Genomic DNA, 18,746 nt, shown 5'->3' with positions numbered 1-18,746 from the left:
CGGCCAGCCAGTTCCAATGAGCCATCTGGTCCTTCGCACCAAGCTTCGCCTCCGTAACGCGGCCAAGGCGCTCGGCGACGCCGCCGTCGGGGCGTTGACGATCGGGATGCTGCGCACCACCCGCTTCTTCGATCCGGTCAAGACCGCCAGCCGGTTCGGCCGCGCGTTGCGATTTATCGGTCCGCGGTTGCGCGAAGACCGGATCGGCCGCGAAAATCTCAAAGCCGCCTTCCCCGAAAAATCCCCGGAAGAGATCGAGAAAATCCTGACGGGCGTCTGGGACAATCTCGGCCGCATCGGCGCCGAATTCGCCCATCTCGACCACATCTGGGATTACGACATCAATTGCCCGGAGAAAAGCCGCGTCGAAATTCCGCAGCGAACCCACGAATTGTTTGCCCAGCTCAAGAATGACGGCAAGCCGGCCCTGATCTTCGCAAGCCATCTCGGCAATTGGGAACTGCCGGCGCTGGCCGCGGTGGCGCACGGGCTTGATGCGGCGATCCTGTTCCGGCGCCCGAACAGCCAGTCCGCCGACCGCGCCATCGAGAAAATCCGCGCGGTGAAAATGGGCACGCTGATCCCGGCGGGCCGCGAGGCGCCGCTAAAGCTCGCGGAAGCGCTGCAAAAAGGCCAGCACGTCGCCATGCTGGTCGACCAGTATCTCACCAACGGCGTCGAGGTCACTTTCTTCGGCCGCAAGACCAAAGCCAATCCGATGCTGGCGCGGCTGCTGCGCCAGGTCGACTGCCCGATCCACGGCACCCGCATCATCCGCCTCCCCGGCAACCGCTTTCGCGCCGAACTGTCCGAGGAAGTAAAGCCGGTGCGCGACGCGGACGGAAAAGTCGACATCCAGGGCACGATGCAGGCGGTCACTTCGGTGGTCGAGGGCTGGATCCGCGAGTATCCGGAACAATGGCTGTGGCTGCATCGCAGGTGGCGGTAGTGCTGACGCCTGGATGGAGCGCAGCGCAATCCGGGACGGAGCGTGACGCACCACCGGCCCCGGATTGCGCCATCGCCTCGGCGCCTTGCGCCGACCCGCTGGCTCCATCCGGGCTACGAAATTCTCTCAACATCATTGCGAGCGCAGTGAAGCAATCCATACTTTCTTTTTGTAGCTCGATGGATTGCTTCGCTGCGCTCGCAATGACGGAGGAGAGAGCGAGAACTACCGCCCCGTCTTCACCCTGGTCCAGAGCCGGTTGATGACGCGCTGGGTCGCCGGATCGCGCGCGGTGATGACGAACAGTTTCTGGATGGTGGCCTCATCCGGATAGATGTTCTTGTCATTCAGGATCTTCGGATCGATCAGCTTCTGGCTCGCCAGGTTGCCGTTGGCATAGGACAGGAAATCGGAATTTTTCGCCGCGACCTCGGGCCGGTAGAGATAGTTGATCAGCTCATAGGCCTCGGCGACGTTCTTCGCATCGGCGGGAATCGCCAGATTGTCGAAGAACATCTGCGCGCCCTCCTTGGGGATCGTGTAGCCGATCTCGATGCCGTTCCTGGCCTCCGCCGCGCGGCTGCGCGCCTGCATGATGTCGCCGGACCAGCCCACCACGAAGCAGATTTCGCCACTGGCCATGGCGCCGAGATATTCCGATGAATGAAATTTTCGAACATAGGGCCTGATCCTGCTGACGAGATCGGCGGCCTTGTCGAGATCGGCCTGCCTGGTCGAGTTGGGATCGAGCCCGAGATAGCCCAGCGCCGCGGGCAGAATATCGTCGGCGGAATCCAGCATGTGAATGCCGCAATCCCGAAATTTTGCGAGATTCTCCGGCTTGAAGACGATGTCCCAGCTGTCGATCTTCGCATCCGGCCCGAGCAGTTTTTGCGCGATCTTGACGTTGTAGCCGATGCCGGTGGTGCCCCACATGTAGTTGGCGCCGTAACTATTGTCGGGATCGTAGGTGGCGAGCCGGTTGGTCACGACAGGCCAGGCATTGGCGAGGTTCGGCAGCTTCGACTTGTCGAGTTTTGTAAATACCTTCGCGGTGATCTGGCGCTGCAGGAAATAGCCGGTGGGAACGACGACGTCGTAGCCGGATTTTCCGGCGAGCAGCCGGGTCTCCAGGGTCTCGTTGGCGTCGAACGTGTCGTAGACGACCTTGATGCCGGTTTCCCGGGTAAAATCCTCCAGCACCCCCGGCGCCATGTAGTTCGACCAATTGTAGAAATTGACGATGCGCGGCTGCGCTTGCGCAGGCAGCGGGCACAACGCCAGCGCCGCGGCCATCGCTGCGGCAAGCGGGACGTGAGAGCGGTTGCGGAAGCGCATCCGGATCTTCCCGTTAGCGGCGATGCACCGCGTCCGACAGCCGTTCCAGCGCGGTATCGAGCGTGGCATCGTTCTTGGAAAAGCAAAACCGCACCACCGACGTCACCGGATTCTCTTCATAGAAGGCCGACACCGGAATCGCCGCCACCTTGTAGTCGGTGACGATACGCTTGCAGAACGCCTCGTCGGTCTCGTTGAGGCCGAGCGGTGAAAGATCGACCGTGAGAAAATACGTGCCCTGCGATTTGAGCACCGGGAAGCCGATGCGCTCGAGGCCCTTTGTCAGCCGGTCGCGGCTGCGCGCCAGTTCCTTGCGCATGTCGAGAAAGTAATCCGCCGGCTTGCCGAGGCCGTAGGCGACCGCGACCTGCAGATTGGGCGCGGTGGTGAAGGTGAGAAACTGATGCACCTTGGCGGCGACGCGCAACAGCGGCGGCGCGGCGCAGACGAAACCGATCTTCCAGCCGGTCAGCGAAAAAATCTTGCCGGCGGAGCCGACCTTGACGGTGCGCTCGCGCATGCCCGGAATGGTGATCAGCGGGATATGCTCGCGGCCGTCGAAGATCACATGCTCCCAGACCTCGTCGCAGATCGCGACCGTATCGAACTCCTGGCAGTACCGCGCCAGCAATTCGAGGTCCTCGCGCGGATAGACCACGGCCGCCGGATTGAGCGGATTGTTGAACAGTACCGCCTTGGTCTTGTGGTTGAAGACGCCCTGCAGCGCCTCCTCGGTCAGCCGCCAATGCGGCGGCTCGAGCCGCACCAGCCGCGGGATGCCGCCGGCCTGGCGGATGATGGGCAAATAGGAGTCGTAGACCGGCTGGAAGCACACCACCTCGTCGCCGGGCTCGACCACGGCCAGAATGGACGCTGTCAACGCCTCGGTACCGCCCGAGGTGACCATCACTTCGGTCATCGGATCGAGCTCGAGGCCGTGCCAGCGCCCGTAATGGGCCGCGATCGCCTGCCGCAGCTCCGGCAGGCCCATCATCGACGGATACTGGTTGTAGCCGTTCATGACCGCGTCCGCCGCGGCCCGCCTGAGATCCTCCGGTCCGGGATGGTCGGGAAAGCCCTGACCGAGATTGATGGCGTTGTTGTCGCGGGCGGCCTGCGACATCGCCTCGAACACCGTGACGGGAAGATTCGCAAAAACCTTGTTCATGGACGTCATGGCGGAGGTCAGCCGCCGCTCTTGGTCGGCAATCCCGCGGCCTTCCAGCCGATTATCCCGCCGGCGAGATGCTTGTCGTAGGTAAAACCCGCGGACTGCGCCGCCAGCGAGGACGTCACCGATCGCTTGCCGGAGCGGCAGGCGAAAACCACCTCTTTGCCCTGCGGATCCGGAATATCCTTCGCATCGAAGGTCGAAAGCGGAACGACGATGCCACCGGGGTAGGCTTCCACCGCAACCTCATTGGGCTCGCGGACGTCCACCAGCAGATAGCGGCCTTCCGCCATGCCCTTCGATACCTCCTCCGGCGTCAAATCGTGCACTTGATGACCCTGGTCCGCCACTGACAATCCTCCCCGCGATCCAATCGCATCCCGACTGCGCGGATCCCATTCGCTCAGTGCCAAAGTCGCCTTTGGCGCCGGGAAAATCAAGCGCCTGAGGCCCCCCATTTGAGATGGCCTGAAGCTGGATGATGACTTCAGATGATCACCTGCGTCCCGACCTCGACCACGCGCCCGGTCGGGATCTGGAAATAGTCGGTGGCGTCGTTGGCCGACTTGCTCAGCCCGATGAACAAATGATCCTGCCACTGCGGCATCCCGGAATTCGGGGACGGCTTCAGCGAGCGCCGCGACACGAAGAACGACGTCGCCATGATATCGAACTGCCAGCCGAGCTTGCGCGCGATCACCAGCGCCTTCGGGACGTTGGGAGATTCCATGAAACCGAAGCGCAGCCGGACGGTGGAGAATTTGTCGCTGATCTTTTCCATCCGGACGCGGTCGGCGACGTCGACGCGCGGCGTCTGCGCGGTCTCGATGGTCAGGATCACATTGTGCTCGTGCAGCACCTTGTTGTGCTTGAGATTGTGCAACAGCGCGGTCGGCACGAAACTGGGGTCGCTGGTGAGAAACACCGCGGTGCCCTTGACGATGTGGGGCGGACGCTTCTCCAGGCTCTTGATCAGATCATCGAGCGGCACCTCGATGCGCCGCGTCTTCAGGATCAGGATCGCGGCGCCGCGGCGCCAGGTCCAGACCATGCCGGCCATCAAGAGGCCGAACAGCAGCGGCACCCAGGCGCCTTCGAGCAGCTTCATGAGATTGGCGGTGAAGAACGTCATGTCGACGACGATCAGCGGCACGATCACCGCAGCCGCCGTGGCCGCTTTCCAGTTCCACAACTTCCAGATCACGACGAAACCCATGATGCCATCCACCACCATGGTCGTGGAGACGGCGATGCCATAGGCCGACGCGAGGTTACTCGAGCTGCGGAACAACAGCACCAGCATCAATACGCCGATCAGCAACAGCCGGTTGACGCGCGGCAGATAGATCTGCCCGGCATGGCTCTCCGAGGTGTAGCGGACCTCGAAGCGGGGCAGCAGGCCGAGTTGCACCGCCTGGCGGACCAGCGAAAAGGCTCCGGTAATCACCGCCTGGCTCGCAATCACCGTCGCCGCGGTCGCCAGCAGGACCAGCGGTATCAACATGATTTCCGGAACCATCCGGTAGAACGAGCTCTCGATCGCGGCGGGATGGGCGAGCACCAATGCGCCCTGGCCGAAATAGTTGATCAGCAGCGCCGGCAGCACGAAGTAGAACCACCCGGCCTGGATCGGCTTGCGTCCGAAGTGCCCCAGATCCGCATACAGCGCCTCGCCGCCGGTCACCGCGAGAAAAACCAGGCCCAGCGTCACCAGCCCGACGGTTCCGTGGCTGAACAGGAACTGGATCGCGTACCAGGGATTGATCGCCGCCAGCACCGAGGGATCATCGCTGATATGCAGCAGGCCCAATACCGCCAGCGTGACGAACCAGAGCATCATGACCGGCCCGAACGCCGCCGCGACGCGGGCGGTGCCGGTGCTTTGCACCGAGAACAGCCCGACGAGAATGAAAATCGTCAGCGGCACGACGTAATGTTCGAGCGCCGGCGCAGCGAGCTTGAGACCTTCGACTGCGGACAGGACCGAAATCGCCGGCGTGATCATGGAATCGGCGATGAACATCGAAGCGCCGATCACGCCCAGCGCCAGCAATGGCCAGCTTCGGCGGCCGAGCGCGCGTTGCCCGAGCGACATCAGCGACAGCGTGCCGCCCTCGCCATTGTTGTCGGCGCGCAGCAACAGCAGCACATATTTTACGGTGACGACGACAAACAGCGACCACAGGATCATGCTGAGAACGCCGAGCACGATGTCGCGCGTTACCGGACCGCCATGCGCCGCCGCGTGCACAGCCTCGCGAAACGCATACAGCGGCGAGGTGCCGATATCGCCGAACACCACGCCGATACTTCCCAGCGTCAGGGCCCAGAAGCCGGTGGTCGCGGGCGCCGCCTCATGGGCTTCGGTTGTGGGGACGCTGAGAGCCATGATGCCTGAAACGCTTTGTCGGTTGATGTGTGACCCGGGCCGGCTATCGACGCCTTCCTGGGAGGCTTGTCAACCGATCCACCCTAGCATCGCTGGCATGCGAAACTCGCCCGCAAAAGCGAGTTCCCCACGACAAAATGAGGTATTATGGTAGTGTAATTATGGCTTCAGGCCGGGGGGCAGCGGCGGATCCTCACGCATCAACGTGATGGTCACGCGGCGGTTGGCCGACAGCGTCGGATCGTCGGGGAACAGCGGCTGGCTGTCGGCCTTTCCCGAGACGGCAAAGATGTGGGAGGACGGCACGCCCTCCCATTCGAGGATCTGGCGCACGGCGTTGGCGCGGTCCGCCGACAGATCGAACGCCCCGTACTCGTTTCGCGACGGCACGAAGTCTGCCGCGGTGTGTCCGATAATGTGAATGCGAAGCGGCGTCGCCTTGAGCGGACCGGCAAGCTTCTGGATCAGCCGGCGGGTGCGGTCGTATGGCACCTTGGAGCCGTCGGCGAACATCGAGCGGCCGTCCTGGTCGACGATTTCCAGGTTGAGGCCCGCCTTGGTTTCCTCGAACATGATGTGTTTGGAAATTTCGGTCAGCTCCGGCATGTCCTGCAACGCCTGGCGCAGCGAAGCCGAGGCCAGCGCGAATTCGCGGTCGATCTTCAGCCGGGCGCCCTGCGCGAGGCTGTTTTCCTTCTCATCCGGCGTCGGCGTATTGGAGGCTTCCTCGGGAGGGATGTGCGCGGCGTTCTTCAGCTTCGTCCTGGTCGGCAGCCCATCGGATTCGATGATTCCGGAATAGCGCGCTTCGGTCTGCACCCCGAACGCCTCGCGCATCGAGCCGGCGACGATCTTCAGCTTGTTCTGGTCCTGGTTGGAGAACGCGACCAGCATGACGAAAAATGCCAGCAGCAGGGCCATCAGATCGGCAAAGGTCACGAACCAGCCGTGACCGCCATGGGCTTCTTCGCGTTTTTTCTTGGCCATGCTCTATGTCCGCGCCTGTCTGTCGCCGTTGATCAAGCGGGAACCAGTTCGCCTTCTTCGTGACGATGCTTTTCGGGCAGATAGGCCAACAGCATTTCGCGCACCAGCGTCGGGCTCTTGGAATCGCGGATCATCAGGATGCCGTCGATGATCAGCGTTCGGTTGGTTTCCTCGTCGATCAGCTTGCCGTGCAGCTTGTCGGCGATCGGAAGACAGATCAGGTTCGCCACCAGCGCGCCGTAAAGCGTCGCCAGCAAGGCCACCGCCATGAAGGGACCGAGCTTCGAGGGATCCGACATGTTCGAGAACATCTGCACCATGCCGAGCAGCGTGCCGATCATGCCGAAGGCCGGCGCGCAGTCGCCGATGGCGCGATAGATCTTCGAACCTTCGTTCAAATGCAGCAGGAAATTATCGCGGTCGCGTTCCAGATTGTCGCGGATGAATTCCAGATCGTAGCCGTCGGCGACGTAGCGAATTCCCTTGGCGAGGAACGGCTCGGAGGTTTCGACCTTTTCAAGACCGACCGGACCCTGCTTGCGCGCGATCTCCGCGATGCGGGCCAGTTCGTCGACCAGGTCGCGGGCCGAAAGGCTGCTCAGGGTGAAAGCGAATTTGGCGCCGAGCGGCAGGCCGTGGAGCATCGCCGACAGCGGGAAGCGGATCAGCGTCGCCGCGAACGAGCCGCCGAAGATGATGATGACGGCATGGATGTCGTAGAACATCCGGAAGTCGCCGCCCATCAGGATCAGCGTACACAACACGATCGCGCCGGCGATCAGGCCAAGCAGGGTGGCGATATCCATGATGAACTCCGACGCAAACGCACTCGACCGGCCGTTCTGGGCGGTGACGCCGCTCATCCGGAGCCGCGCAACAGGCACCCTAAGGCGCGGCCATTAAAGACGCGTAAAGGTTAAGCGCCCGCGAGGCCGTAATAGACCGGTGCGACGCCATCTAAACGTTTTGCTAACCATAACCCGACGCCGTCAGCCGGCGGCCAAGCCTGTCAAGTCGAGGCTCAGCGCGCGCAACCGTTGACGTGCGGCTTGGTCATAGGCCTGCGGATTGACCTTCGCCTCGTTCATGCTGTTGAAAAACAACCCGCTCTTGTCAGCGACATCGTCGCCCGAAACCAGATGCAGGATCGCTTCGCCGCCCTGCTCCACGGTGGAGATCGGCGTCACGCCGCCGGCGCGCACCATCGTGGTGTTCATGTAAGTGGCCGGATGCAGCGAATTCACGGTCACGCCCGATCCCGCGAGCTGCCTCGCAAGATCGATCGTGAACATGATCTGCGCGAGCTTGCTCTGGGCATAGGCGCGGCCGCCGCTGTAACCCCTGGTGATCATCACGTCGTCGAAATCGATCGGGTGCTGACCGAGCGAGGCGACGTTGACGATCCGCGACGGCGCGCTTGCCTGCAACACGGGCAGCAACAGATGCGCGAGCAGAAAGCCGGAGAGATAATTGACGGCGAAGCGCAGTTCGTGACCGTCCCGGCTGGTCTGCCGCGCCGGGCCTTCATTCTGCGATCCGATCCCGGCATTGCTGACGAAAACATCCAGCCGCCTGTGGTCGGCAAGCACGGCCTGGGCAAGCCTCCGCACCTCGGCAAGCGAGGAAAGATCGGCCTGATAGAAGATGGGCTCGCCGCCCCCTGCCCGCTTGATCTCCTCGATCAGGGTTTTGGCCCGCGCACTGTCGCGGCCATGGATCAGGACCCTGGCGCCTGATGTCGCCAGTTTGGCGGCGACATAGCGGCCGACGCCGTCGGTCGAGCCGGTGATCAGAACCGTCTTGCCATCGATCTTCATGCCGGAAGGCGCGCCTTCTCCCTCAGTGAATTTCAGCGGAGCGCTTCAGCGCCTCTTTCAATTTCTCCAGCGAAAAATCCTTGCTGCGCGCGATCTCGAGAATCGGGGTTTCGCGGCGGGCGCAGAGTTCGCAGGCATCCGGCACCTTGGCTGCGATATCGTGCGGGATCACGATCGCGCCGTGGCTGTCGGCGTGAATGAGATCGTCGGAACGCACCGTCATGCCGGCGACGCGGACTTCGCCGCCAAAGCTTTCGGCGTGAACCCAGGCGTGCGACGGGCCGATCGAGCCTGCCAGCGCCTGGAAGCCCGGCGCCCATTGCGGGATGTCGCGGATCGAGCCGTCGGTGATGACGCCGAGACAACCCAGCGCCTTGTGCACGTTGCTCTGCACCTCGCCCCAGAATGCGCCGTAGCCGACGTCGGCGCCGTCGATGTCCTGGATCACGGTGATGCGCGGGCCATGGCCGGTTCCGACATATTCGTAATAGTCGATCCGCCGTTTCGACGCCTCATCGGCCGGCAGGCCCGATTTCACCACCGAGCGGATCGTCACCGTGCGCGCATAACCGACCATCGGCGGCAGATCCGGGAACGGACACACCAGCGGCTTGGTGGTGTAACCGATCAGGCGGCGTTCGGGCGCGACGATTTCCATCGCATTGCAGATGGTCGGGGTGTCGTAGCGCGCCAGGGCTTCGAGGACCGATGCGGGCAGCGGCGCGGATGCGGATTTCGTCACGGGCGTTTCACTCCAGATTTTGCAAGGCCGCCGTTATGAAGCCGCCCATTGATCTGCCTATAGCCGAGATTGGGACCGAACCCAACTCATGCCAGATATCCAGAAGAGAAGTCGCCAGCAGGCGGGCCGATCAGTTCAGCCGGGCCGGACGGTCATCGGTCGCCGGCTCGGCGACCGGTGGCACGAACGGCGGCGCGGCGGGATCTGACGGGGCGGCATCGGCCGGCGGAGCTGCCGCCAGCGCCGCAGCGGCCCGTTCATGGCCACGATAGGTCTTCCAGCCCCAGGGCAGGCTCGCGAGGTACAGCACAGACCCCACCGACAGAATGTGCCAGGGGTAACCGATCAGCAGCGCCACGAAGAAGATCACCGAGACGAAAACCGGCAGCACCATCGCCGGCGGCACCCGCAGACGCACGGTCTTGCCTGAAAACACCGGCAGCCGCGACACCATCAGGAAGGCGATCAGCAACGTGTAGGCGGTGGTCAGCATCACCGGAGGCACCGGAACGCCGAGGAATGAAAGATAGACCGGCAGCAGCACCAGGATCGCGCCGGCGGGTGCCGGAACGCCGGTGAAGAAATTCGCCGCAAAGGCCGGCTTGTTCGGATCGTCCATGGTGGCGTTGAAGCGCGCCAGCCGCAGGCCGCCGGAGATCGCGAACACCATGGCGGCGATCCAGCCGGCATTGTTCAGATCGTGCAGCGTCCAGGAATACAGGATCAGGCCTGGTGCCACGCCGAAATTGACGAAGTCGGCGAGGCTGTCGAGTTCGGCGCCGAATTTCGACTGGCCCTTGATCATGCGGGCGACACGGCCATCCACGCCATCGAGCACCGCGGCGAACACGATCAACGCCACGGCCAGCTCCATCCGCCCTTCGGTCGAGAGGCGGATCGCGGTCAGGCCCGCGCAGATCGCGAGCAGCGTGATGACGTTGGGCACCAGCAACCGCACCGGGATCGGGCGAAACCGGCGGCGGCGCATTTCCGGGGATTTGGGATCGATGGGTGACTGCATCGTCAAGATATAGCAACTAGCCGGCCGCCGCGCCATTGTGGCGGCCCAGTGGCGGCCGGCCAGGCCAGCCGCCCGGCCGAGATGGTTAATCGGCGCGCCAGGTCCGGCCCCCGTCGCCGAGCCTGAGATCGGCCAGCACGGTTTCCCCCGCCACCGCCGTCTGGCCCACGGAAACCAGCGCTTTGCTGCCCTCCGGCAGGAAGACGTCGAGCCGCGAGCCGAAACGGATCAGCCCGAACCGCTCGCCGGCGCCGAGCGACTGCCCCTCGCGGACAAACGAGACAATTCGCCGCGCCACCAGGCCCGCGATCTGGACCACGCCGATACGGCCGCCGTCCGGCATCGAGATCACGAGCGAATTGCGCTCATTGTCCTCGCTGGCCTTGTCGAGCTCGGCGTTGATGAAGGCGCCCGGCCGGTACGCGATCCGGTCGATCTTGCCGGTCACCGGGCTGCGGTTCACGTGGCAGTTGAACACGCTCATGAAGACCGAGATGCGCAGCAGCGGCTTGTCGCCGAGCCCGAGTTCGGCCGGCGGCAACACCATCGAGATCAGGGAGACGCGTCCGTCCGCCGGCGACACCACGATGCCCTCACGCACCGGCGTCACCCGCACCGGATCGCGGAAGAACAGCGCGCACCAGACCGTCAGCAGCGTGCCGATCCAGCCCAGCGGGGTCCATAGCCAGAACAGGAACAGGCTCGCCAGCGCAAAGCCGCCGATAAAGGGATAGCCCTCGGGATGGATGGGCGGAATTTGAGCGCGGATCGAGTTGGCGATGGACATCGATGGGTTCACTGTCGGTTGCCCCTCTTCCCTGGCGGAAGATGGGATCAGATTTCGGTCAATTCCGGCTTCGCCGGCGTCACCAGCGCGTCGTCGACCGGCGGCGGGGTACGGTTCGGCGCTTCGTTCTCGTCGGCAATCAGGGCCAGGCGTTCCCGCGCCTCCTGGGCTTCGCGCTGCCTGTTCCACATACTGGCATAAAGTCCGCCCGATGCCAAAAGCTGCGTGTGCGTGCCGCGTTCGGCGATGCGGCCCTCATCCAGTACGATGATTTCGTCGGCGCCCACGATGGTGGATAGCCGGTGTGCGATCACCAAAGAGGTGCGGTTGCGCGACACCCGCTCCAGCGCATCCTGGATTTCCTGCTCGGTATGGCTGTCGAGCGCCGAGGTGGCCTCGTCGAGCACCAGGATCGGCGGCGCCTTCAGCACCGTGCGCGCGATCGCGACGCGCTGCTTCTCGCCGCCCGACAGTTTCAGGCCGCGCTCGCCGACCTGGGTCTCATATCCCTTCGGCGACATCCTGATGAAGCCGTCGATCTGCGCCAGCCGCGCCGCCTCCTCCACCTCGGCATCGCTGGCGTCCCAGCGGCCGTAGCGAATGTTGTAGCGGATGGTGTCGTTGAACAGCACGGTGTCCTGCGGCACCATTCCGATCGAGGCCCGCAGCGTCGACTGCGTAACCTGCTTGATATCCTGACCGTCGATCAGGATCCTGCCGCCGGAGACGTCGTAGAGCCGGAACAACAGCCGCGAGATGGTGGACTTGCCGGCGCCGGAGGGGCCGACGATCGCCACCGTCTTGCCGGCCGGCACCTCGAAGCTGAGCCCCTTGAGGATCTGGCGATCGGGATCGTAGGAAAACTTCACGTCGTCGAAACGCACATTGCCCGACGTCACGATCAGCGGCTGTGCGCCGGGAACATCCTTGATCTCGGGATTGCGCGACAGCACGCTGAACATCTTCTCGATGTCGATTACCGCCTGCTTGATCTCGCGGTAGACCATGCCCATGAAATTCAGCGGCTGGTACAGCTGGATCATCATGGCGTTGACCATGACGAAATCGCCGACCGTGTTGATGCCGTTGCGCACCCCGATCGCGCACATCAGCATGGTCGCGGTGAGGCCGGCGGTGAAGATGATCGCCTGCCCGGTATTGAGAACCGCCAGCGAGGTATAGGTCTTCACGCTGTTGCGCTCGTAGCCTTCCATCGAACGGTCGTAGCGGGTGGCCTCGCGCTGCTCGGCGCTGAAATACTTCACCGTCTCGTAGTTCAGCAGCGAGTCGATCGCCTTGGTGTTGGCCTCGGTGTCGGACTCGTTCATCTTGCGGCGGATCTCGATCCGCCATTCGGTCGCGACGTAGGTGTAATACATGTAGATCGCGACCATGATCAGCGTGACCAGCACGTAACGCCAGTCGAACTGCCACAGCAGCACCGCCATCAGCAGCGAAACCTCGACGATGGTCGGCACCAGTTGCAGGATCACCATCCGCACGATGACTTCGATGCCGGAGCGGCCGCGCTCCAGCACCCGCGTCAGCCCGCCGGTCTTGCGCTCCAGGTGAAAGCGCAGCGACAGCTCGTGCATGTGGACGAAGGTGAGGTAGGCGAGCTTGCGCACCGCATGCATCGCCACCCGCGCGAAAATTCCGTCGCGCCACTGGGTCAGCACCGCCATCAGCACGCGCAAGCCGCCATAGCTCGCCGTCATGATCAGGGGCGAAGCGATCAGCCACAGCGTCCAGTTCGACGCCTGCACCGGCGCGGTATCGGCGCCGGTCAAAGCATCGATCGCCCATTTGAAGGTGAACGGCACCGTGAGCGTTGCGAGCTTCGCTGCAACGAGCAGCACCATCGACCAGACCACGCGCGTCTTCAGGTCGGCGCGGTCGCCGGGCCAGATATACGGCCACAGATGCGCCAGCGTCCCCATCAGGGAAGCCTGTTCGAGGGACTTGTCGGGAGAAGCCGGCGCGTCGGCAGCGCCGTGGCGCGAATCAGCGTGGGCCATCAAGCAAGACCTGAGGCAAAACGCTGCGCCGACCCGCTGTCGGGCCTGATTTTCGGTTCGTTGGCATGCTGCGTCATATAGAGCGTTTGCGCGCCGCGTGCACCCTCAAGGGCAGCAAATCTTTGGCGATTTCCCCCATTTACCGGACGATTCAATCGCCTTTGTGAATCCGTCAGGGTTGACGCCCCTACGTTGCAGTGCCACATGCCCAATATGACCACGATCAAAACCGTTTGCGTCTATTGCGGCTCCGGCCCCGGCACAAACCCCCGCTTCGTCGAAGCCGCCATCGCATTTGGAAAGACCCTCGCCGAGAACGGTATCCGCCTCGTCTATGGCGGCGGCTCGGTCGGCCTGATGGGCGCCGTGGCCCAATCCGTGCTCGATCACGGCGGCGCGGTGACCGGCATCATTCCCGAGTTCCTGACCAGCCGCGAGAACGCGCTCAAGCGCGTGCAGGAGCTGATCGTCACGCCCGACATGCACGAGCGCAAGCGGTTGATGTTCGAGCACTCCGACGCCTTCGTGGCGCTGCCCGGCGGCGTCGGCACGCTGGAGGAACTGGTGGAGCAACTGACCTGGCAGCAGCTCGGCCGCCACAGCAAGCCGATCCTGCTCGCCAACATCGACGACTTCTGGGAACCGCTGCTGGCCCTGCTCGCGCATATGCGCGAAACCGAATTCATCCGCCCCAATTTGCAGGTCGATATTCTGAAAGCCGAGCGGGTCGAGGATATCCTGCCGCGCCTGCGTGCCGCCGCCGCGCGCGCGCCTGAAGGCGCCGAGGGAATGACGCCGGAACTGGCAACCAGGCTCTAACGCCTATCCGGCATCGTCTCTGGGAAACGTCACCGCCTCCACGCGATTGCCGTCGGAATCGACGACGAAGGCCGCGTAGTATTTCACGCGATCATGCGGCCGCAGCCTCGGCGCGCCGTCGGAACGGCCGCCGGCATCAAGCGCTGCCGCATGGAACGCATCGACGTCGGCGGTGGTCCTGGCGCGGAGGCAGATATGGACACCGCTTTCGGGCGCCACCTGCGCCATGCCCGCGCGCAGATTGATCCAGAACTCGGGATAGGTCTTGCCGAAACCGATCGTCGCCGGCCGTGTCACCAGTCGCGACAGCCCGAGCGGTGCCAGGGTGGCTTCATAGAAGCGTGCCGATCGGTCGAGGTCGCTGACGCCGACGGAGATGTGGTCGATCATGGATGCCCCCGCTATCTCAACGTCATTGCGAGGAGCGCTTGCGACGAAGCAATCCATCTTCCTTATTGCCAAGCCGTGAGATGGATTGCTTCGCTGAGTTTATCATCGGGCGGCGCTTCGCGCCGACCCGTTGGCTCGCAATGACGATGTTTGTTGGTCCTTCGACGCAAGCGCCTCACACCGGCGCGCCTGACTTCACCAGCTTGTAGACCACCGAATCCATCAGCGCCTGGAACGAGGCGTCGATGATATTGGGCGATACGCCGATCGTGGTCCAGCGCTCGCCTGCCTCGTCCTCGCTCTCGATCAGCACCCGCGTTACTGCTTCGGTGCCGCCATTGAGGATACGAACGCGGTAGTCGATCAGCTTCAGGCCTTCGATGTATTTCTGGTATTTGCCGAGGTCCTTGCGCAGCGCGACGTCGAGCGCGTTGACCGGGCCGTTGCCCTCGGCCGCCGAGATCAGCCGCTCGCCGGCGACATCGACCTTCACCACCGCCAGCGCCACCGTGACGCGCTGGCCGTTGGCGTTGTAGCGTTGCTCGACATTGACGTCGAACTGCTCGACCCGGAAATATTCCGCTACCTTGCCGAGCGTCCGCCGCGCCAGCAGGTCGAACGACGCGTTGGCGGACTCATAGGCATAGCCGGCGGCTTCGCGCTCCTTCAGCTCCTCGACCAGCCGCGCCAGTTTCGGATCGCTCTTCTCGTAGGCAATGCCGGCGCGATCGAGCTCGGCGATGACGTTCGAACGTCCCGCCTGATCGGACACCAGCACCTTGCGGTGATTGCCGACCAGTTCAGGCAACACATGCTCGTAGGTGTGCGGATCCTTCAGCACCGCGGAGGCGTGAATGCCGGTCTTGGTGACGAAGGCACTTTCGCCGACGTATGGCGCGTGGCGGTTCGGCGCGCGGTTGAGCATGTCGTCCAGCGTCCGCGACACCTTCATCAGGGTCGCCATCCCGTCGGCGGACACGCCGATCTCGAAGGCGTCGGAGAATTCGGACTTCAGCCGCAGCGTCGGGATCAGCGAACACAGATTGGCGTTGCCGCAGCGCTCGCCGAGCCCGTTCAGCGTGCCCTGGATCTGCCGCACCCCCGCGCGCACCGCGGCCAGCGAATTGGCCACCGCCTGCTCGGTGTCGTTATGGGCGTGAATGCCGAGGTGATCGCCGGGAATCTGCTTTATCACTTCGGTGACGATGCTCTCGACCTCATGCGGCATGGTGCCGCCATTGGTGTCGCACAGCACCACCCAGCGCGCGCCGGAATCGTAAGCCGCTTTGGCGCAGGCCAGCGCGAAATCGGCGTTCTCCTTGTAGCCATCGAAGAAGTGCTCGCAGTCGAGCATGACCTCGCGGCCGGCCGACTTCGCCGCCTCGACGCTGTCGCGGATCGAAGCGAGATTTTCCTCGTTGGTGGTCTCCAGCGCGACGCGGACCTGATAGGCCGACGCCTTCGCGACGAAACAGATCGCATCCGCCCTGGCTTCCAGCAGCGCGGCCAGACCCGGATCGTTCGAGGCCGAGCGGCCGGGACGCCGCGTCATGCCGAACGCCGTGAATTTGGCATGTTCGAGCTTCGGCTTCTCGGCAAAGAATTCGGTGTCGGTCGGATTGGCGCCGGGATAGCCGCCCTCGACATAGTCGATGCCGAGTTCGTCGAGCATGCCGGCGATCAGCTGCTTGTCATGCAGCGTGAAATCGACGCCGTTGGTCTGCGCGCCGTCGCGCAGCGTGGTGTCGAACAGATAGAGGCGTTCGCGGCTCATGTGGGCACTCCTGATGCAGCGCCCTCGCCAAGCGTCTTCTGCATGGTGGTGTTGGCCAGCCACTCGCCATTGACGGTCACGGTGTTGCGCTGCTTGCCTATGTAACCGCGCTTCTGGAAGAACTCCGACGCGTTGTCGCTGGCGTCGACCGTGAGACTCTTGGCGCCGCGGCCGCCGGCGATTTTTTCCAGCGCCTCGCACAGCATTCTGGCGACGCCCTGCCCGACCGCGCTCGGATGCACGAACAGCATGTCGATGTGATCGGCGCCCTTCAGCGAGGCAAATCCGACCGGCGAATTCTGGATCGTGGCGATCAAGGTGAGTTCACCGGCCAGCCGCTTGCCGAATTGCTCCTCGTCGTCGGCGGCGCTGGCCCACGCCTGCTGCTGCGCCTCGCTGTAATCGTCGCCGGTCAATTCCTCGATGGCGGCGACAAAGATCGCCGCCAGCACGGGTACATCCGCCGCCAGGAACGGCCGCAGCGCGGGTTTGGGCAGTGCCTGTCCCATCGTGATATTCACCACATACCGTAGAGCTTCAGGACCAGCGCCACCGCGCCGGCAATCAGCAGGATCTTCAGCGCGATATAGTAGAGCCAGTGTTTTGGGAAAGGCGTGTCGGGCTTGCTCATCGGGCGATCTCCCATGTGGTGCCTTCCCTGGAATCCTTGATCACGACGCCCATGGCCGCCAGTTCGTCGCGGATGCGGTCGGATTCCTTGAAGTCCTTGCGGGCGCGGGCGGCGGTGCGGTTCGAAATCAGATCATCGATTTGCTTGGCGTCGATGCCGCTCGCCTGCTGCTTCCGGCCCTTCCATGCCGCAGCACTCTCGGACAGGAAGCCGAGCAGCCGCAGCGTGGCGGCGAACTCGCCGCGACCGCGTTCGCTTCCGGAGGCCGCGACATTGCGCAGGCCGTGCAGTGCGGCAATCATCTGCGGCGTATTCAGGTCATCGGAAAGCGCGTCGATCACGGCATCGGACGGCCGCTCGGCCTTGGCGTCGGCAGCAACCTCGTACCAGTCATCCAGCGTCTTCGCGCTCTCTTCGAGGGCCTTCGAGGTCCAGTCGATCGGCGAACGGTAATGCGTCTTCAGCATGTTGAGGCGCAGCACCTCGCCCGGCCAATCCGCCAGGGATTCCCGGATGGTGATGAAGTTGCCGAGACTCTTCGACATCTTCTCGCTCTCGACCTGCAGGAAGCCGTTGTGCATCCAGACATTGGCCATGCGATCGCTGTGAAACGCGCAGGCGCTTTGCGCCAGCTCGTTCTCATGATGCGGAAACACCAGGTCGATGCCGCCGCCATGGATGTCGAACTGCTCGCCGAGATGCTTCCACGCCATCGCCGAGCACTCGATGTGCCAGCCCGGCCGGCCCGGCACTGAAATGCCAGACGGCGACGGCCATGACGGCTCGCCCGGCTTGGCCGGTTTCCACAGCACGAAGTCGGTCGAATCGCGCTTGTACGGCGCGACATCGACGCGGGCGCCGGCGATCATCTCGTCCAGCGAGCGGTTGGCGAGTGCGCCGTAGCGCGGCAATACCGAGTTCGCGGCATTCATCGCCTGCGGCGAGAACAGCACGTGGTCTTCGGCGACATAGGCAAAGCCGCCCTGCACCAGTCGCTCGATGATCTCGCGCATCTCCGCGATGTGTTCGGTCGCGCGCGGCTCCACCGTCGGCCGCAACGCCCCCAGCGCATCGACGTCGTCGTGGAACTGCTTTTCGGTCAGCTCCGTGACCTTGCGGATCGCCTCGTTCAGCGGCAGGCCGGGGAAATCCCGCGCCGCGCGGTCGTTGATCTTGTCGTCGACGTCGGTGACGTTGCGGACATAGGTGACGTGCTTGTCGCCGTAGAGATGCCGCAGCAATCGAAACAGCACGTCGAACACGATGACCGGGCGCGCATTGCCGATATGGGCGAAGTCATAGACCGTCGGTCCGCAGACATACATGCGCACGTTGGCGGGATCGAGCGGCGTGAACGGCCGCTTCTCCTTGGTCAAGGTATCGTAGAGTCGCAATTGCATGGATATCCCGTCCGTTGCGGCCGGGCGTCCAGTGATCTCGTGTGAGAAAAGACGGCCTCAGCCAGCGAATCGCTAGCTCATAATCTCGCGGCAAATGCTTGAGATGGCGAGGTGGCCGTTCATGGGAACTACCATGGGGCAGCCCGGGGGACGGCGTCAAGGCCTTGCCGAGGATCTTGCCAGGATCTTGCCAAGGGTCTTGCAAAGGTCCGATTCGGCCGCCAAACGGCCGGTCCGCCATGGTTAATCATTCTTAACCTTTTGAGTTTAATCCGGTCCGGACAATTTCGGGCGCTCCCTCTCATTTCCCTGGTGCAGCATGCGATTTCCGACAGCTATTTTGACCTGTGTCTCCCTGCTCGCCGCGACCGCCGCATGGGCCGACAGCCGGGTTTTCATCATCTCCAACCAGGCCGACGGCTACGGCGTCGACCAGTGCCTCGCCAGGGGCGAAAAATGCGGCGCCCACGCTGCCCGCTCCTACTGCCAGTCGCGGGATTTCGCCCAGGCGGT

The 18,746-nt window shown here is 63.6% G+C and carries 17 protein-coding genes and 1 pseudogene; 3 read left to right on the top strand and 15 right to left on the bottom strand.

Features of this window, described 5'->3' with window-relative positions; translation table 11 throughout:
• Positions 1-16: 16 nt before the first annotated feature.
• Positions 17-949 carry a lipid A biosynthesis lauroyl acyltransferase gene (locus Q7U29_RS03610; protein ID WP_304738529.1) on the top strand — a complete coding sequence of 311 codons (933 nt, stop codon included), beginning with the start codon at positions 17-19 and terminating at the stop codon, positions 947-949.
• Positions 950-1,174: 225 nt separating this feature from the next.
• Here Q7U29_RS03610 and Q7U29_RS03605 read toward each other — a convergent pair whose 3' ends face one another.
• The 11 genes from Q7U29_RS03605 to Q7U29_RS03555 form a co-directional block, all read right to left on the bottom strand.
• Positions 1,175-2,287, bottom strand: a complete 1,113-nt coding sequence (locus Q7U29_RS03605) for a polyamine ABC transporter substrate-binding protein (protein ID WP_304738526.1) — start codon at positions 2,285-2,287, stop codon at positions 1,175-1,177.
• Positions 2,288-2,300: 13 nt separating this feature from the next.
• Positions 2,301-3,464 (bottom strand): aminotransferase, encoded by a 1,164-nt coding sequence (locus Q7U29_RS03600; RefSeq protein ID WP_304738524.1) that lies wholly within the window; start codon positions 3,462-3,464, stop codon positions 2,301-2,303.
• Between the two features lie 8 nt (positions 3,465-3,472).
• Positions 3,473-3,751, bottom strand: a complete 279-nt coding sequence (locus tag Q7U29_RS03595) for a rhodanese-like domain-containing protein (protein WP_304738548.1) — start codon at positions 3,749-3,751, stop codon at positions 3,473-3,475.
• A 194-nt stretch (positions 3,752-3,945) separates the two neighbouring features.
• Positions 3,946-5,847: a potassium transporter Kup gene (locus Q7U29_RS03590; RefSeq protein WP_304738521.1), complete on the bottom strand. Its 1,902-nt coding sequence runs from the start codon at positions 5,845-5,847 to the stop codon at positions 3,946-3,948.
• Between the two features lie 159 nt (positions 5,848-6,006).
• Complete coding sequence (locus tag Q7U29_RS03585; protein WP_304738518.1) at positions 6,007-6,834, bottom strand: flagellar motor protein MotB; 828 nt, start codon at positions 6,832-6,834, stop codon at positions 6,007-6,009.
• Positions 6,835-6,866: 32 nt separating this feature from the next.
• The gene (locus Q7U29_RS03580) at positions 6,867-7,640 is read right to left on the bottom strand and encodes a motility protein A (protein ID WP_304738516.1); all 774 of its coding nucleotides are present in this window, start codon (positions 7,638-7,640) and stop codon (positions 6,867-6,869) included.
• Positions 7,641-7,823: 183 nt separating this feature from the next.
• Positions 7,824-8,651, bottom strand: coding sequence for an SDR family NAD(P)-dependent oxidoreductase (locus Q7U29_RS03575; RefSeq protein WP_304738513.1), 828 nt, complete (start codon positions 8,649-8,651; stop codon positions 7,824-7,826).
• Between the two features lie 22 nt (positions 8,652-8,673).
• A complete protein-coding gene (locus Q7U29_RS03570) occupies positions 8,674-9,393 on the bottom strand; it encodes an RraA family protein (protein ID WP_304738510.1) in 720 nt (239 codons plus the stop codon).
• 130 nt (positions 9,394-9,523) lie between these two features.
• The gene (pssA, locus tag Q7U29_RS03565; RefSeq protein WP_304738507.1) at positions 9,524-10,414 is read right to left on the bottom strand and encodes a CDP-diacylglycerol--serine O-phosphatidyltransferase; all 891 of its coding nucleotides are present in this window, start codon (positions 10,412-10,414) and stop codon (positions 9,524-9,526) included.
• Positions 10,415-10,499: 85 nt separating this feature from the next.
• Complete coding sequence (locus Q7U29_RS03560) at positions 10,500-11,213, bottom strand: phosphatidylserine decarboxylase (RefSeq protein WP_304738505.1); 714 nt, start codon at positions 11,211-11,213, stop codon at positions 10,500-10,502.
• Positions 11,214-11,248: 35 nt separating this feature from the next.
• The gene (locus Q7U29_RS03555) at positions 11,249-13,219 is read right to left on the bottom strand and encodes an ABC transporter ATP-binding protein/permease (RefSeq protein ID WP_304738502.1); all 1,971 of its coding nucleotides are present in this window, start codon (positions 13,217-13,219) and stop codon (positions 11,249-11,251) included.
• 213 nt (positions 13,220-13,432) lie between these two features.
• Here Q7U29_RS03555 and Q7U29_RS03550 point away from each other — a divergent pair, with 213 nt between their 5' ends.
• The gene (locus tag Q7U29_RS03550) at positions 13,433-14,038 is read left to right on the top strand and encodes a TIGR00730 family Rossman fold protein (protein WP_304738500.1); all 606 of its coding nucleotides are present in this window, start codon (positions 13,433-13,435) and stop codon (positions 14,036-14,038) included.
• A gap of 3 nt (positions 14,039-14,041) precedes the next feature.
• Here Q7U29_RS03550 and Q7U29_RS03545 read toward each other — a convergent pair whose 3' ends face one another.
• The 4 genes from Q7U29_RS03545 to cysS form a co-directional block, all read right to left on the bottom strand.
• Positions 14,042-14,428, bottom strand: coding sequence for a VOC family protein (locus tag Q7U29_RS03545; RefSeq protein ID WP_304738497.1), 387 nt, complete (start codon positions 14,426-14,428; stop codon positions 14,042-14,044).
• A 175-nt stretch (positions 14,429-14,603) separates the two neighbouring features.
• On the bottom strand, positions 14,604-16,202 hold the full coding sequence (cimA, locus tag Q7U29_RS03540) for a citramalate synthase (protein WP_304738494.1): 1,599 nt from the start codon (positions 16,200-16,202) through the stop codon (positions 14,604-14,606).
• On the bottom strand, positions 16,199-16,711 hold the full coding sequence (locus Q7U29_RS03535) for a GNAT family N-acetyltransferase (RefSeq protein WP_304738491.1): 513 nt from the start codon (positions 16,709-16,711) through the stop codon (positions 16,199-16,201). Before Q7U29_RS03535 ends, cimA begins: the two co-directional genes overlap by 4 nt.
• 118 nt (positions 16,712-16,829) lie before the next feature.
• Positions 16,830-18,233, bottom strand: a complete 1,404-nt coding sequence (gene cysS / locus Q7U29_RS03530) for a cysteine--tRNA ligase (RefSeq protein ID WP_304738488.1) — start codon at positions 18,231-18,233, stop codon at positions 16,830-16,832.
• A gap of 319 nt (positions 18,234-18,552) precedes the next feature.
• Here cysS and Q7U29_RS03525 point away from each other — a divergent pair.
• Positions 18,553-18,746, top strand: a pseudogene (locus Q7U29_RS03525) (hypothetical protein); the annotation flags it as partial.

It is taken from the genome of Bradyrhizobium sp. (genome assembly GCF_030654605.1).
Classification (GTDB): Bacteria; Pseudomonadota; Alphaproteobacteria; order Rhizobiales; family Xanthobacteraceae; genus Bradyrhizobium.
The sequence above is the reverse complement of the archived record's forward strand: the minus strand, read 5'-3'. Positions and strand labels throughout refer to the sequence as shown.